The organism is Photobacterium atrarenae, from assembly GCF_024380015.1.
GTDB lineage: Bacteria > Pseudomonadota > Gammaproteobacteria > Enterobacterales > Vibrionaceae > Photobacterium > Photobacterium atrarenae.
In genome coordinates this window covers 1,719,911-1,734,586 of the sequence record NZ_CP101508.1, presented here as the reverse complement: position 1 = coordinate 1,734,586, position 14,676 = coordinate 1,719,911, and the positions used below count along the sequence as shown (strand labels likewise).

At 50.4% G+C, this 14,676-nt stretch carries 13 protein-coding genes; 9 read left to right on the top strand and 4 right to left on the bottom strand.

What is annotated here, in order from left to right; genetic code table 11:
- Nucleotides 1-21: 21 nt before the first annotated feature.
- Entirely contained in the window at nucleotides 22-1,932 is a 1,911-nt protein-coding gene (locus NNL38_RS08210) for a bifunctional metallophosphatase/5'-nucleotidase (RefSeq protein WP_255390600.1), read from the bottom strand.
- Between the two features lie 488 nt (nucleotides 1,933-2,420).
- Between NNL38_RS08210 and NNL38_RS08205 the strand changes: the two genes are divergently transcribed.
- The 4 genes from NNL38_RS08205 (at nucleotide 2,421) to NNL38_RS08190 (ending at nucleotide 6,871) form a co-directional block, all read left to right on the top strand.
- On the top strand, nucleotides 2,421-3,569 hold the full coding sequence (locus tag NNL38_RS08205) for a trans-sulfuration enzyme family protein (RefSeq protein ID WP_255387577.1): 1,149 nt from the start codon (nucleotides 2,421-2,423) through the stop codon (nucleotides 3,567-3,569).
- A gap of 9 nt (nucleotides 3,570-3,578) precedes the next feature.
- Complete coding sequence (locus NNL38_RS08200; protein ID WP_255387576.1) at nucleotides 3,579-5,012, top strand: Na+/H+ antiporter NhaC family protein; 1,434 nt, start codon at nucleotides 3,579-3,581, stop codon at nucleotides 5,010-5,012.
- A gap of 214 nt (nucleotides 5,013-5,226) precedes the next feature.
- Nucleotides 5,227-5,760 carry a DMT family transporter gene (locus NNL38_RS08195; RefSeq protein ID WP_255387575.1) on the top strand — a complete coding sequence of 178 codons (534 nt, stop codon included), beginning with the start codon at nucleotides 5,227-5,229 and terminating at the stop codon, nucleotides 5,758-5,760.
- 121 nt (nucleotides 5,761-5,881) lie between these two features.
- A complete protein-coding gene (locus tag NNL38_RS08190) occupies nucleotides 5,882-6,871 on the top strand; it encodes a LysR family transcriptional regulator (RefSeq protein WP_255390518.1) in 990 nt (329 codons plus the stop codon).
- Between the two features lie 149 nt (nucleotides 6,872-7,020).
- Here the strand turns inward: NNL38_RS08190 and NNL38_RS08185 are convergent, their stop codons facing one another.
- Together NNL38_RS08185 and NNL38_RS08180 are read right to left on the bottom strand one after the other, a co-directional pair.
- Nucleotides 7,021-7,482: an NfeD family protein gene (locus NNL38_RS08185; RefSeq protein ID WP_255390517.1), complete on the bottom strand. Its 462-nt coding sequence runs from the start codon at nucleotides 7,480-7,482 to the stop codon at nucleotides 7,021-7,023.
- Nucleotides 7,483-7,495: 13 nt separating this feature from the next.
- Complete coding sequence (locus NNL38_RS08180) at nucleotides 7,496-8,449, bottom strand: SPFH domain-containing protein (protein ID WP_255390516.1); 954 nt, start codon at nucleotides 8,447-8,449, stop codon at nucleotides 7,496-7,498.
- A gap of 326 nt (nucleotides 8,450-8,775) precedes the next feature.
- Here NNL38_RS08180 and NNL38_RS08175 point away from each other — a divergent pair, with 326 nt between their 5' ends.
- The 5 genes from NNL38_RS08175 (at nucleotide 8,776) to gcvA (ending at nucleotide 12,448) form a co-directional block, all read left to right on the top strand.
- Nucleotides 8,776-9,081: an NIPSNAP family protein gene (locus NNL38_RS08175; protein ID WP_255390515.1), complete on the top strand. Its 306-nt coding sequence runs from the start codon at nucleotides 8,776-8,778 to the stop codon at nucleotides 9,079-9,081.
- Nucleotides 9,082-9,292: 211 nt separating this feature from the next.
- On the top strand, nucleotides 9,293-9,736 hold the full coding sequence (locus NNL38_RS08170; protein WP_255390514.1) for a hypothetical protein: 444 nt from the start codon (nucleotides 9,293-9,295) through the stop codon (nucleotides 9,734-9,736).
- Between the two features lie 141 nt (nucleotides 9,737-9,877).
- A complete protein-coding gene (locus NNL38_RS08165; RefSeq protein WP_255390513.1) occupies nucleotides 9,878-10,882 on the top strand; it encodes an alpha/beta hydrolase family protein in 1,005 nt (334 codons plus the stop codon).
- Nucleotides 10,883-10,916: 34 nt separating this feature from the next.
- Nucleotides 10,917-11,144, top strand: a complete 228-nt coding sequence (locus tag NNL38_RS08160; protein ID WP_255390512.1) for a DUF3955 domain-containing protein — start codon at nucleotides 10,917-10,919, stop codon at nucleotides 11,142-11,144.
- A gap of 377 nt (nucleotides 11,145-11,521) precedes the next feature.
- On the top strand, nucleotides 11,522-12,448 hold the full coding sequence (gcvA, locus tag NNL38_RS08155) for a transcriptional regulator GcvA (RefSeq protein WP_255390511.1): 927 nt from the start codon (nucleotides 11,522-11,524) through the stop codon (nucleotides 12,446-12,448).
- A 123-nt stretch (nucleotides 12,449-12,571) separates the two neighbouring features.
- Here gcvA and NNL38_RS08150 read toward each other — a convergent pair whose 3' ends face one another.
- Entirely contained in the window at nucleotides 12,572-14,323 is a 1,752-nt protein-coding gene (locus NNL38_RS08150; protein WP_255390510.1) for a BCCT family transporter, read from the bottom strand.
- Nucleotides 14,324-14,676 lie beyond the last annotated feature (353 nt).

The window sequence follows — 14,676 nt, the reverse complement described above, 5'->3', positions numbered from 1 at the left end:
GCTTTTGGTTTCTTGGGGGGCTTAAGCTTGATTTAGTGCTTTGGCAATGATGATCTCACGCTCGATGTGCTGCTTCGCGGCATCATCAGACGTTTGGCTTAGCTTTTGCTCCATGGTGTCAAGATAGCGCTTGAACGCATCGTGGGTGGCAAAGATCTTATCTTTGACGTTTATCGATGCAATGTTGGTATAGCGACCATCTTTGCTGCTTGGGACTGAAATTTTTCCTTCGTTGATCAGAGCTTTGACGATGTTACGTTCTTTCTCAAAACCTGTGAGTCCACTCAGAGTCCAGCGGTGCATCGGTTTACCTTCGTACTTGCCGTGTTTCACTTCGGTTAGGTAACGGATCGTCAGATTACGAATCGTGCCTGCCTCTTCGCCGTATTCAGCTTCGGTATCAAACAGCACCGGAAAATCACGTCCTTCAAGTACACCGCCTGCTTTGGTCAGGTGTCCCATCCGGTAGCTGTTCATCCCGATGCGGATCGGAGTGGTGTCCGTGATGCGCTTGCCATCAGCAAATTGCAATGACTTAATGCGTTGGCCCACAGGTTCAGTCAGGTCAATGGTGTAGGTCACCCCGGCGAAGAAATCATTGGTTGAATATTTGGATGCGCGGCGCTCAGGGTTAAAGCTGTACGTCACATCGCCTTCTTTCACACGGTTAAAGTAACCGGCAGACCATTCCATGTAAGTTTTCAGCGCTTTGCCCGTCATTTCGTAAACCGTGATTTCACCACCGGCATACTGGTAGTTGTAGGCAATATCTTTGGCTTTGATCTGACCAACATCCAGTTCGGCCTGGTCGTTATCGATCTGCAGGGCAATCACGTTGGCCTTCGGTGCATAGTACATGCTGGCTTCCTGGAACAGCGCGCTGATACCAGTGTCCTGAATGTGAACCTGAGGGATCCCTTTGATTTCATTCTCGGGCACTAAATCAACACCGGAAAGTTCAGCCACGATACGGTTGGCATTCTCACGCAGGCGTTGATGGTAGGGCGCATAGAGCTCTTCCATTGTCGCATCGGAAGCCGTGCCTTTGATTTTGTAGGTGTAGCTGTCTTTGTTGACCAACGTAAACTGGCCGTTTCTTTCTTCAAACTGCAAATCGATACGGGAAAGGGCGCGGCCGTATTTGTCCGGCTCAGTGATAATCACGCCGTTGATGGTCGCTTTGTTGATGAGGGTATGCATATGGCCGGCGACAATCGCATCTAGTTCCGGGTTATCATTGGCAATATCACGGACCCCGGTGGCTTCGATGTTATTTTCGTTATCGATCCCCATATGTGCGACCAGCACAATGGCATCAACCTGATCATCAATCTGCTGGATGACCTTTTTCACTTCAAGTGAAGGGTTGGTGAAGGTCATGCCTTCGAGGCGATTTGTACCTTCAGCGAAGACTTGGGTCATTGGTGTATCCATGCCAATGACACCGATTTTGACTCCTTGTTTTTCAATGATCTTGTAAGCGGGCAGGAAAGGATTGCCGTCGGGACGCTTGATGTTACCGCCCAGAGACGTGCCTTTGAACTGGGTGAGCGAACGGTTGAGGACATTGAGGCCGAAGTCGAACTCATGGTTGCCCAGCACCCAAATATCGTAGTTCATTTCATTGAAGCCCAGCATCATCGGATCAACCGGCTCATCTTTGAATGTTTCGACGAAGTTGCCCTGAATAGTGTCACCGGCATCAACCAGGATCACGTTGTCCTGAGCTTCTCGAATCGATTTCACCTTGGTGGCAATCTGGCTCAGGCTTCCGCGCAGATTGAGCTTGTCACTGGCGTAATCCCACGGCATGAAATGGCCGTGAATATCTGAAGTCCCCAGAATTGTGACATCAACGATGTCACCGTCTGCGGCGAAGGCTTGTCCGGCAAGAGAGAGGCAGATGGCTGAGGCTAAGAAATGTCTTTTCATCATTCACTAATGTTGTCATTGAAAATTAGAGTGATGATTCTAAATTTAAGTCTGGGATATTTAGGTGATTCGGGTCACTAATCCTGTGCAAACGATGACATTAGTTCGCAGTGTTGTGAGTTGTGTCGCACATCATCGGGTTGAGTAATGACAAATTGACCCTTCTGTAAATTGCTGGGTCAGGGCAACACAGCTTCCATCATTTCAATCTTCTTATAAGGTCCTCTGTTCTCTGAAACTGGTGATTAATCAGACTGTTTCGATATTTGAGCTCTGGCGCCGCGCTTAGAAAATCCAGATTTTGTATGATAATTCACCGTATTCTGGTCAGTTTCTATATTAGAACAAAACGCTATTAAGGTGCTGAATGGGAAGAATATTATGATGGTGCACTTATCGTTAAACCATTCATTGAGATCTTTCCGTATTCCGCACCATTGCCACGAATACAGGCACCGTTTCTTCACCCATGATCAGGTTCATTACCCATGAAAAGTAAAAATATCTCAACGTTAGCCGTCCATGGCGGCCAGCAACAAGATGCAGGCCATAACGCACTATTTCCACCGATTTATACGGCCAGCAGTTTTATTCAGCCGAACCTTGACGAAGGGGGAGACTTCGCTTACTCCCGCGTCAGTAATCCGACTCGCCACGCTTACGAAACGGCCCTGGCAGCACTGGAGCAGGGCTGTTACGCCACCGCAACGGCATCCGGGATGGCTGCCACGGCGCTGGCGGTTGAGCTGCTGCCGCACGGCTCGCATATTATTGCGATGAAAGGGGTGTACGGCGGTACTTACCGTCTGTTTGAGCGCTTGCGGAAACAAAATAACCAGCTGAGTGTCGATTATATCGACCTCAATGATCTGGATCTGGTTGCGCAGCATATCCGCCCGGAAACCAAAATGATCTGGATTGAAACCCCGACCAACCCATTGCTGGAGCTGGTTGATATTGCGTCGGTGTGCCACCTGGCAAAACAACACAACCTGTTGACTTGCGTTGATAATACTTTCGCCAGTGCCTGGAACCAGACGCCACTGACATTGGGGGCGGATATCGTGATGCTATCGACCAGCAAATACATTGGCGGCCACTCGGATCTGATTGGCGGGGCACTGATCACCAACCGGGATGATCTGGCGAAAGAGCTGGATTTCATTAAAACCACCGTTGGCGCGATTGCTTCGCCGTTCGATGCCTATCTGGCGCTACGCGGGATGAAAACTCTGGCCCTGCGCATGGAGCGCCAATGCAGTAACGCGCTGGAAGTGGCCCGTTTTCTTGAATCTCACCCGAGCGTAGCCGAAGTGCATTACCCAGGACTGGAAAGCCACCCCCAGCATGCGCTGTGCCAAAAACAGATGCGCAGCGGTGGCGCTGTCGTGACCGTGCGCCTGAAAGGCGATCTGGAAACGGCCAAGCAGTTTATCGGCAAGTTGCAGTATTTCGTCCTGGCCGAGTCTCTGGGCGGGGTCGAGAGTATGCTGAACCATTCTGCGTCCATGTCCCATGGCTCGATGACACCTGAAGAGCGTGCCGCGATTGGTGTGTATGACACCACACTGCGACTGTCGGTCGGGATTGAAGACATTCAGGATCTGCTCGCTGATCTTGAAGCCGCACTACGCTAAGGGATGTTCATGCAAGACTACGGAATCTGGACTGTGATCACCCCACTGGTCACCATTACCCTGGCGGTGCTTACTCGCCAGGTCATTCTGTCGCTGCTGGCCGGCGCTGTGGTGGGTTATACCGTGATGGCTGGTTTTAATCCGGTGACTGGGGTGCAGCACACCCTGGACAAAGTGATTGAGGTCTTTGCCTCTGCCGGCAATACCCGCACTATTCTGTTCTGCTTTATGGTGGGCGGTATTATTCGCCTGGTGCAGGTCACCGGTGGTACTCAGGGCATGGTGCACTGGCTGACGGAAAAAGCGCATGTGATTAACAACCGCTACGCCGTCCAGCTGCTGGCGATGTTGACCACTATGTTCATCTTTATCGAGAGCTCGATCTCGCTGATGTCCGCCGGGACGGTCACCCGGGATCTTGCCGGCCGGTACAATATTTCGCGGGAGAAGATGGCCTACATCATTCAGTCCTCCTGCGTGGCGAGCTGTTCCAGCATCATCATGAATGGCTGGGGCGCGGCGATGATGGCGATCATCGGCGTGCAGATCAGTCAGGGCTATCTGGAAGGGGAACCCTTCAATATCCTGCTCCACGCGATGCCGTATAACCTGATGGCCTGGTTCTCCATTGCCAGCGTGTTGTTTTACATCTTCAGCCAGGCATCCTGGGGGCCGATGAAAGTGGCCGATCAACGGGCCGCCGGTGGTAAAGCACTGAGAGACGGTGCATTTCCGATTGCAGGCGATGATGAAGTCCAGACGCTGCAAACGAAGCAACACGGTCATCCGCTGCACTTTATCATTCCGTTGCTGACAACGGTTGTGATGGTACCGGTGGGACTATATATCACCGGTGACGGCGATATTGCCCACGGCTCGGGCTCAACCGCGGTCTTCTGGGCGGTCATGGCGGGAACGGCGGTTTCTTTCGTCTATTTCATTGCGCGCAGGGTGCTCACAGTCGATCAGTTCTTCACCCATCTGTTGGCGGGCTATTCATCGATGATGCCACTGGGTGCCATCATGACCTTGGCGTTCCTGATGGGGAACCTGTCGGCAGAAATGCATACCGGGCAGTACATTACTCAGAGCATTGAAGGCGTGATCCCGGCCGGATTCTCGGCAAGTTTCGTCTTTCTGATTGCAGCCCTGATGTCGCTGGCTACCGGCACTTCTTGGGGCACCTTCGCCATTATGATCCCGATTGGGGTGCAAATCGGCGTGGCAACCGGGATCGATCCTCATCTGATGATCGGTGCGGCGATTTCCGGCGCTATTTTCGGAGACATGACGTCGCCCATCAGTGACACCGGGATCGTCTCATCAATGGCAACTGGTAATGATCACATCGATCATATCCGGACCCAGTTCCCTTATGTGCTGTTGACCGGCGCAGCGGCGGCGATCAGCTTTGCCTTGCTGGGCTGGCTGCCTTTGATATAACCGGCTCTGACTTCTCAAATGTATAATAGCCGCCCGCGACAGGGCGGCTATTTTTCTCATGATTCAAAAATTCTCTTTTGCTGCATTATCCCGTCAAATTTAAATTTGCTGAAAACTATTCATTAGGTGAATATTGAACATGTTTTTTTTGAATTTCATTAATCCCACGAATCATGGAAGAATGAAACTCATCAAATAATTTAAGGAAAATAATATGTCTAATCACATTTCCTCGAATCTGTTTATATTTCTGACTATTGCAGTCATTGCCGGTGCGCTCGTGCCATTCCAGGCTGGAAGTAATGCCTTCTTGGGGAAAGCGCTGGGTCATCCTTTGTGGGCAACCGTCGTTTCATTGGTGGTCAGCTTAGCGATTGTGTTATCGGTGATCGTTACGATGAAAGTACAACCGATGAATCTCACAGGTATCGGAAACATCCCTTGGTGGGCCTGGTTTGGCGGTGTTGCTGGTGTGATTTATATCACTGCGGCTTTGGTGCTTACGCCGAAACTTGGTGCCACCACGTTCATTGTTTGTGTGATCACCGGGCAGGTCATGGTTTCACTTTTGATTGATCATTTTGGCTTGCTGGGATTGCCGGTGAAGGAAGTGAATTTGGGCAGGATCATCGGGATTACCTTGATCATATCCGGAATGATCATGGTTCAGTATTTTACATCCGGGAAAACAACGATTGCCGTCGGCAGCAAAGAACAGCCAACCACTTCTGTTGTGGTCAATAAATAGAAGTAGGACATTGAATGAATCATCAATTATTATCAAGTCTCGCGAAAAGACGATCTGTATACAACTTAGGCCGCCATGTCACGCAGACAACTTTGAAAAGTGGTCTGAACAAGCAAGCGGGATGGCGCAGCTGGCGGTGTGGACCGTGCTCGCCGAAGTGGATTTAGGCGCCACACTCATCAAAGGGCAACCTATGAACTACCTGAGACGCGTTGATCTCAACCACCTAGTCACGATGCAGGCGTTGTTATCGGAGAAGCATATTTCGCGTGCCGCGGTCAGGCTCAATAAGAGTCAGCCAGCGGTCAGTCACTCGCTAGCTTACCTGAGGAGAGTTTTTGATGATCCATTGCTGATCAGAAAGGGGGGCAAATTCGAATTGACGCCAAAGGCGGCAGAACTCAAGAAACCTTTGGATGAAGCTCTGTCCCAGCTCGGGACGCTCTTTGAGCCTCCGGCATTTTCCCCCGAGTTGGCGGATCGTACCTTCCGCATTGCGATGTCTGATTATGGGGCCCAGGTGATCCTGCCTCCGTTGTTAAGGGAAATTCGCGCTGTTGCACCGAATATTAAGCTGGTCGTCACTCAGGGCAGCCGGGATGCCATGATCACCCAGGTGATCGATGGTGAAGTGGACCTTGCTTTCGGTGTTTTTCCTAATATCCCTTATGAGCTTCAATCAGAAACGCTCTTTCAGGAAGCTTTTGTTTGTGTTGCCGACAGTGCGACACTGCCGGAATGCGGCTATCTGGATTTATCAGCCTGGTTAGCGCGCTCTCATTTGCTGGTGGCGCTCCGTGAAGGCTCGGACAATGAAGTCGACAGCGCGCTGCATAAAATTGGGCACACCCGGAACATTAGTATGGTGCTGCCTCATTGGGGCGTCGCAGGGAACTTAGTGGCAGGCACCGACTTGATCTTAACCGTCGCCGCAAGAACGCTAGAGCAATTTGCCACTGACAAAAACCTTACGATTTTCCGCCCGCCATTTCATATTGATACGTTTGATTTCGATACGATTTGGCACCAGCGCAAGACGTCGGACTCGGCGCATCTCTGGTTGAGGCAGATGATTCAACGGGTTTTGGCTCCAGAGGTTGATCTGGCCTGAAGTCATCATGGTGTGAATAAGCCTGCGCGACTGGGATCAGTGCGGTATGTGAGACGAAATGGTTGTTATTCCGGCAATAGACGGTGTCGCTGTTTCAAAAAAGCCACACCTTGAGGTGTGGCTTCGTCGTAAATGGCTAGTGCATAAGGCTAAGCCCCCAGCGCCTCAACCCACATTACGCCGACTTCTTTTTTGACGACTTTGACCTGGGTGCCGGCCGCAAGCGGCTGCCGACTCTTGAGTTTCCAGTTGATCCCGGAGTAGGCGTACTGAGTTAGTCCGCGATCATCCACATCACTTTCAAGGATGAAGGTTAACTCCGCAAAGTCTGACTGAATATCTTTCGCCCCTTTGCTTTCCTGCATCCGCTTGAGCGGTTTCCACAAGATGAATGCTAGGGCGGCGGTGAGCAGGGTATTGCTCCAGAGCGCCGTGGTCAGTGAGCTGTCGAGGATCGCAACGTTCATCAGGATCCCGGTAGCTAACAATGAAAGCCCCAGGAAAAGTAAGATGAAGGTCGACATCCCCAGCACGGCCACCTCAGTGATCAGCGCGAGAACGCCGAGAACCATGAGTGCTTGGGGCAAATGTTCGGTTATGAATTCCATCATTTACACTCTGAAATTAACTATTTTGCTTTTGATTAATGGCATTGATAATCGACATGCCTTGGGCGACCAGCGAGCTGGCATCCGTGTTGCCGTCCGGCAACAAGACCACGGAAGACTCTTTGGCAATAGCCTCTTTGGCCGTAATCGCTTTGGTGGCCAGATCCAGTTGGATCGCTTTCTGACCTTGCTCGGTGTTGGCGGCTTCACCGACTTTACGCAGCGCTTCGGCTTGCGCTTCAGCAACGGCAATAATCGCTTTCGCTTCACCTTCTGCGCGGAGGATCTGCTCGGCTTTATCCGCTTCAGCTGCAAGAACCTGGGACTGCTTTTTACCTTCAGCGACGTTGATGGCCGCTTGTCGGTCACCTTCTGATTCGAGGATCTGCGCACGCTTGACCCGCTCAGCTTTCATTTGTGCTTCCATGGCTTCCATGACGGAGTTTGGTGGCACAATATCTTTGATTTCATAACGCAATACCTGAATGCCCCATGGCTCTGACGCCTGGTTAATTGCAGTCACGATATTGGTATTCAGCAGGTCACGTTCTTCAAAGGTTTTATCCAGCTCCATTTTACCCAATTCGGAACGCATGGTGGTTTGCGCCAGCTGGGTAACGGCAAATACGTAATCATCGACGCCATAGGTGGCTTTATAAGGATCAAGCACTCGGAAATAAAGTACGCCATCCACCACCAGAGAAATATTGTCTTTGGTAATGGCTGATTGTGACGGAACATCCTGCGCTTGCTCTTTCAGGCTACGGTCAGCGGCAATACGATCGATAAACGGCACAATAAAGTTCAGTCCGGCTTCTTTTGTCGATTGATATTTACCAAAGCGCTCGATGAGCCAGGCGCGATTTTGCGGCACAAATTTCACGCTGCTTTTGAGCAGGACTAACACAAAAATAAGCAGAAAGACTTCAACGTTCAGAATAACGTCGAGAATTTGAAACACTGGATCCATGTTGATCTCCTTTGGTACGACTCATCGTTTTACCGCGCGGATGGAAATGGTTTATAGCAGCGCGGACAGTTCACAATACCACTACACCTATATGCAGGCTACAAAAATCGTTATGAATCAGTGAAATATAATTTTCTGCATACAGTGAACGTATACACAGAGAGGGTTGAGTTGAAATGGGTGTTCAGTGAAACGTTGGATGCGGCGATTGATGACGTTGAAAAGAAACGGAAACGGCTGTAACTTGTTTTGCATTGATGAAGCAGCAATAGTGGTACCTGAAATCATCGACACATTGATATGAACATAATAGGGAAATAGTGGTAATGGTGACGTGTTATTTGAAATATGTGATCGATCCTTCGAAGGTCAATGCGTTCGAAGAATATGCAAAAATGTGGATCCCACTGGTGAATAGATTTGGTGGGCAACATCATGGCTACTTTTTGCCATCGGAAGGGGCGAGTAATATCGCCCTGGCATTATTTACTTTTCCAAGCCTGGCGGCTTATGAGGAATACCGGACCAAGTCTTTTGATGATCCGGAGTGTATGAGCGCATTTCAATTTGCCGAAGATACACAATGTATTCTCAGTTATGAACGCAGCTTTTTCCGGCCGGTGCTGGATTAAGGCTGGGCACGTTCCCGACAATTCAAATCTTGTAAAGAGAGAGGGATATACCTCTCTCTTTTTATATCAGGCACCCACCAGATAACGGCTTATGACATTGAGCATTTCTTTCGGAACACTTTACCAGATTCAAAGCATATGGTTTGATGTGCTCAATTTTGAATACTAGTGCCGTGATGTTGGTATGCGGCGTGTCGAGAAGGATATAGGGATGTATTTTTGGGATATTCAATCTCTGAAAAAAGAGCTCGCGGCAAACCAAGTCAGTGAGCATGAATCGTTTCAGTATTTTATGGCCCATATGGTGGTGATCAGTCTGCTGTTCATCCCGTTTACCAGCTATAACATCTACGATATTGCATCATCGATATTGAGCGTGCCGATCCTGGTGTTCGGTTTACTGTATGTGCATAAGCAAAGCTCAGGCGGTCAGTTCCTGACTCAATATTTTGCATTGGCATTGGCATGGGTATTCGGGATTCGCTTTTTGGTTGCTTTTCTTCCTTTCATTTTTATATTTTCCGCGGTTTCACCGGTGGAGACCTCGATGTGGGATGTGGTGTTTTTCAGCGTGTTTGAAATTGTTTTTTACTGGCGGCTGGGGATTCATTTTCGAGAAATTAAGGGGTTCCCCCCTTCGTTGGTTGAGAGTTGATTGGCGGGAGAGTCAGCCTTTTCAAAGGTCGGTCACAGATTTAAGCACGCTGTTGCTCATGGTGTGTTGATCAATATTCCTTTTAGCTATGGTTTGGTGGCAGGATGGCATTTCCGCTGAATTACAGGGTAAAAGGAACGTATGAAAAAAGTGATCAGTTTCCTCGGCATGTTAATGCTGTCTTTCAGTGTCAATGCCGGGGACAGTACCGAGATAGGTTTACAGGTAAAGCGAATTTATAGCCCGGATCGTCAGCGGGATGTCGAGATCTACTACTGGTATCCGACCCATGCGCAGGGTGCCAGTGAAACCTTTGGCGAGAGTAAAGTGTTTCTCAGTACCGATGTGATACGGGACGCTGAGATTGCGCCGGGGCAATATCCGGTGGTTCTGTTGTCCCATGGCGGCATGCGATCCGCATTTGTTCATACCGGTTGGATCGCCGCCGCTTTGGTCAAGCAAGGCTATATGGTGGTGGTGCCAAAACCGCCCGGCTTTGATGCGCTCCAACCGCAATCCGCGCCCTATGAACTCGTGCGTCGGCCCAGCGATATCTCCCTGGCACTATCAAGCCTCAAGCAACATCCGGCACTGGATCAATATGTTGATCACAGCCGGGTGTTTGGCGCCGGATTTTTTCTTGGGGGAACGGCCATGATGACGCTTGCAGGCGCAAAAGTCAGCCCGGACGCCTATAAAGCATCGTGTGAGCATGCAGGCGTCAATATTGACTGCCAATGGTTCTCAGCCAATCAAGTCGATTTCACTGCCATTCGGGATGAGTTGATCGCCGGGACTACAACGGACCCACGCATCAAATCCTATGTGGTGATCAACCCTGAATTAACCCAGACCTTTGACGAGCAGAGCTTGAAGGCGATTTCAGTGCCGGTGGCAGTGCTTGATCTCTCCGGTTCTGCAAAGGCGGCTTTGGCACCTGCAAAATCACTGTCTGAGATCCCACAGCTCAAACTGAGCAGGGTGAGTGCTGCAACGCCCTATAGTGCGTTTAGCCGATGCTCAGAAATCGGGCTTCAGATCCTCGCTGCTGAAGGTGCAGATGATATTTGTAAAGAGCCTGGTGCTGTGACCCGAGCGGCACATCATCGTAAAATCATTGATGAAATGATCGAGGTATTCAAATGACGCATCAATTGATCCGACGAAAGGTACACGATTCATGAAAATCCTGAAAACATTTTGGCTATCGGTGGTGTTGCTGGGGATCAGCCTGATCTGCGGGGTGAGTTATTATCTGATAGGTTCATCCGTTGATGACGACGGTTTCTTGGTGGAACCGTTTGGATTCATCCCGTTGTTTTGGTTGTTTCTGCTTTTGGCGGTGGTTTCGTTTGTGGTGACGAGGATCCGCGCTGGGTCTCGCCGAAATCATGATGATTCTGCATAGCGGCGGATGTCGCTAAATCCCTCATATGCTGCTAAAAAGTCTGATTACCCACATCATCTTTTCGTTATGGATTGCAATCTCTCGCGGCGTTAAAATCAAGCAAATAACCGAATGCTATCATTCGGTTTGAGTGAATTAGATTTAAAATGCGATGACTCGAGGCTGCCTTTCTGCCAAAGGCAGCCTCAAACAAATCAGTCTTTCAGTGTTTTAAACAAAACCATTCGACCGCACTTGAGCCAATGATGACTCACTTCTCTTTTTTCGAATTTCCTTATTGTTGTTTGGCTATTTCTGCTCAGAATGAGCAGGAGGTGCCGGGGTCTGACCCACGGCATCTCATCATAATAATTAAAGATAGCCTTACTGGAAGTACCATGAAAATCAAACCCCTACCACCACTAAACAGCCTCGTTGCGTTTGAGGCTTCGGCCCGACACCTGAGCTTTACGCTGGCCGCTGAAGAGCTGAATGTGACTCAAGGCGCCATCAGCCGGCAAATTCGACAACTGGAAGAGTATCTGGGCAAAGCCATGTTTACTCGGGCCAACCGCAGTATCAATCTCACGCCGACCGGCCTGCAGTATTATCAGTCGGTGAGTCAGTCGCTGATGGATATTGCGCAAATCACCGGAGAAGTGAAGAAGTGGCAGGGCGAGCAGAAGATCACGGTGGCGACCACCAATGCCATGGCGGCGCTGTGGCTGCTGCCGAAAGTCGCTGAGTTTCAGAACGAGCATGATGATATCGATCTGCGGATCCTGGCCTCGGATAATATTCTTGATTTACGGCGCCTGGATTGTGATTTGGCATTGTTCTATTGCCGGACTCCGCCAGCGGAGATGGAAGTCACCACGCTGTTTTCAGAAGAAGTATTTCCCGTCTGCAGTCCGGCTTACCTGGAAAAAATCGGCCAGCCGGCCGCACCGGAAGACGTATTCAGCAAAACCCTGCTGTTCCTGGAAGAGTCGCAGCGAGACTGGGTGAACTGGGAAGAGTGGTTTCAAGCCGTGGGCCTGCCCAATATCACGCCGAGGAACCGGATGAATATCAATAATTACCCGATGTTGTTGCAGGCCGCGATTAATGGCCAGGGAATTGCCCTGGCTTGGGGGTCGCTGGTCGATGACTATCTGCAAAGTGGGGTGTTGGTTCGGCCGGTCGAGCATGTTCTGAAAACCCCGTCGAATTTTTCGTTGCTCGAGCCGAAGGGGCGGGGTCTCGTTCCGGCCAGTGTAAAGTGTTTTCGCGAGTGGCTGTTACAACAGCTGCCGGACGCGGTGGGGCAGAAAGGACTGGTTTAGCGCGGGGGACGTTTTCCTGATTCTATGTATCCCTGAATGGCCTGGCCTGATATAGGCCGATGAATAAAAAAGCTGGAACCTGAGTTCCAGCTTTTTTGGTTGCGCTTCTGGGCACGGTTTTGTCTATGATCCGAGCAGCGGTTTTGGATTGAGCGGTGGTGTTGCCTTCGAATCCGGCTCGATCCGGGATGAAGCCTGCGCTGCAGGTTCGGCTTCTGTTTTGGCTTCAACCAGCGGCTCAACCGGGCCATCCAGCTTTTCTTGCTCCGGGTGGACGTGCTCCGGCAGCATGGCCCATGGTTTTGGCTCGCGGCGGATGCAGTGGAACAGGGTGAAGCTCATCACGGCAATAAAGATGGCAATGGGGAAACCGGCAATGATCGATGCGGTCTGCATGGCTTTCAGGCCGCCGGCATAGAGCAAGACACCGGCGATCGCTGCAATCATGATCCCCCAGAGCACCCGGATAGAGGTCGGCGGCTCACTGTCGCCGGCAGCATCCAGGGTACACAGCACCAACGTTCCGGAATCCGCCGAGGTGATGAAATAGGTGCCCAGCAGCAAACAGGCGAGGGTGCTCAGCAGCTTCCCGAACAGATCGGCATCAAGGTTATCAAACAGGGTAAACAATGCGCGGGTGGTGTCGGCTTTGGTTGCTTCGAGGATCGGACCGCCGGTAAATGCGGCCGGTGGCGCCTGGTTGGCTTCTTGCGCGGCCACCACCTGCGCTTGGTGAGCCATCCGGGCATCCTGCTCAACTTTCAGCGCAGCGCCGCCAAAGACGGAAATCCACAAGAAGGTGATCAGGGTCGGAACAATCAGCGCGCCGCCGATCAGCTCGCGAATCGTACGACCTTTTGAGATCCGGGCGACAAACATGCCGACAAACGGGGCCCAGGTCATCCACCATGGCCAGTAGTAGGCGGTCCACCAGTTCTGCCAGCCGGAGTCATTTTGCGCGTCGCTCCACAGGCTCATACCGACAATATTCTGCGCATAAGCACCGGTGCTTTCGAGCAAGGTGTTGAGAATATACCGGGTCGGGCCGATGTAGAGCACCACCATGACCAGCACGAGTGACAGTAACATATTCCATTCCGACAAGCGGCGGATCCCTTTGCCGACGCCCGACAGCACGGAGGCCACGGCACAGGTACAGAGGGCAACAATAATCACCAGCTGGGTTCCCAGGCTGATATCGAGACCAAAGGCCTGATTTAAGCCGGAGTTGATCTGAATGACGCCCATGCCCAGGGTTTGGGAAATGCCAAAGGCTGTGACGGCGACGGTGAGAATATCCACGGTATGGCCGATGGGACCATAAATGCGCTCCCCAATCAAAGGGTACAGAATCGAGCGGAGGGTGAAGGGGAGATCTTTACGGTAAGAAAAATAGGCTAGCGCCAGCGCAACAATAATAAACACAGACCAGGGATGTAAGCCCCAGTGAAAAAAGGTCAGCTTCATTGATGTTGCAGCGGATTGATTGGTGAGCCCCTCGGTAAACGGATTGTCGGCATAATGCCACATCGGCTCGGCAACCGACCAGAAAATCAGCCCGATCCCCATCCCGCCGGAGAATAACATGGCCACCCACGACAAATAGTTAAATTCCGGTTTCTCATCGTCTTTGCCAAGACGAATATGGCCATAGCGACTGACCATTAAATACAGCAGAAACCCGACCACCAGTGAGACCAGCCCAATATAAAACCACTTCATATTCTGCAATAAGATGCTGGAGATAGTTTCGAAATATTGTCCGGCCTGGTTGGCGAGAATCGCGCAGAACAGGACAAAACCGATGACGACGATTTTTGATGCAATCGTCACCGTCGGGTTGAGTCCTTTCAGTATCCCTGATGTTGCTCTCATAGACATCCCTCTCAGTGCTTTGGATTCAATTTTGGATTCAATTTTGGGTTCAATGCTTCAGTGTTGTTGCGTTATTGTTAATTTTTGAAAAGGGTAGAGAGTGGTGGATCGGGTTTCAACTGATTAATTATCATCAATTGATGAGCGTTGATCATGTAAGTAATAGTCTTATTAATAATAAGGTTGAATTGATTAACTCAGATCAATGCACGAATGATAATTTCTCATTAACACCCTCCGAAAAAGTCGTTTGTTTGTTACGACGTTGTTAACCAGAATCATCTCCATTCAAACAACGATTCAAGCCACTTTTCAAAAAACAACACGATGTTGTGTGCACTGGATGCCACTCT

What these genes read in the sequence shown, in the direction of transcription:
- NNL38_RS08210 (WP_255390600.1), bottom strand. Translation starts at nt 1,932, where the DNA reads ATGAAAAGACATTTCTTAGCCTCAGCCATCTGCCTCTCTCTTGCCGGA.
- NNL38_RS08205 (WP_255387577.1), top strand. Translation starts at nt 2,421, where the DNA reads ATGAAAAGTAAAAATATCTCAACGTTAGCCGTCCATGGCGGCCAGCAA.
- NNL38_RS08200 (WP_255387576.1), top strand. Translation starts at nt 3,579, where the DNA reads ATGCAAGACTACGGAATCTGGACTGTGATCACCCCACTGGTCACCATT.
- NNL38_RS08195 (WP_255387575.1), top strand. Translation starts at nt 5,227, where the DNA reads ATGTCTAATCACATTTCCTCGAATCTGTTTATATTTCTGACTATTGCA.
- NNL38_RS08190 (WP_255390518.1), top strand. Translation starts at nt 5,882, where the DNA reads ATGGCGCAGCTGGCGGTGTGGACCGTGCTCGCCGAAGTGGATTTAGGC.
- NNL38_RS08185 (WP_255390517.1), bottom strand. Translation starts at nt 7,482, where the DNA reads ATGATGGAATTCATAACCGAACATTTGCCCCAAGCACTCATGGTTCTC.
- NNL38_RS08180 (WP_255390516.1), bottom strand. Translation starts at nt 8,449, where the DNA reads ATGGATCCAGTGTTTCAAATTCTCGACGTTATTCTGAACGTTGAAGTC.
- NNL38_RS08175 (WP_255390515.1), top strand. Translation starts at nt 8,776, where the DNA reads ATGGTGACGTGTTATTTGAAATATGTGATCGATCCTTCGAAGGTCAAT.
- NNL38_RS08170 (WP_255390514.1), top strand. Translation starts at nt 9,293, where the DNA reads ATGTATTTTTGGGATATTCAATCTCTGAAAAAAGAGCTCGCGGCAAAC.
- NNL38_RS08165 (WP_255390513.1), top strand. Translation starts at nt 9,878, where the DNA reads ATGAAAAAAGTGATCAGTTTCCTCGGCATGTTAATGCTGTCTTTCAGT.
- NNL38_RS08160 (WP_255390512.1), top strand. Translation starts at nt 10,917, where the DNA reads ATGAAAATCCTGAAAACATTTTGGCTATCGGTGGTGTTGCTGGGGATC.
- gcvA (WP_255390511.1), top strand. Translation starts at nt 11,522, where the DNA reads ATGAAAATCAAACCCCTACCACCACTAAACAGCCTCGTTGCGTTTGAG.
- NNL38_RS08150 (WP_255390510.1), bottom strand. Translation starts at nt 14,323, where the DNA reads ATGAGAGCAACATCAGGGATACTGAAAGGACTCAACCCGACGGTGACG.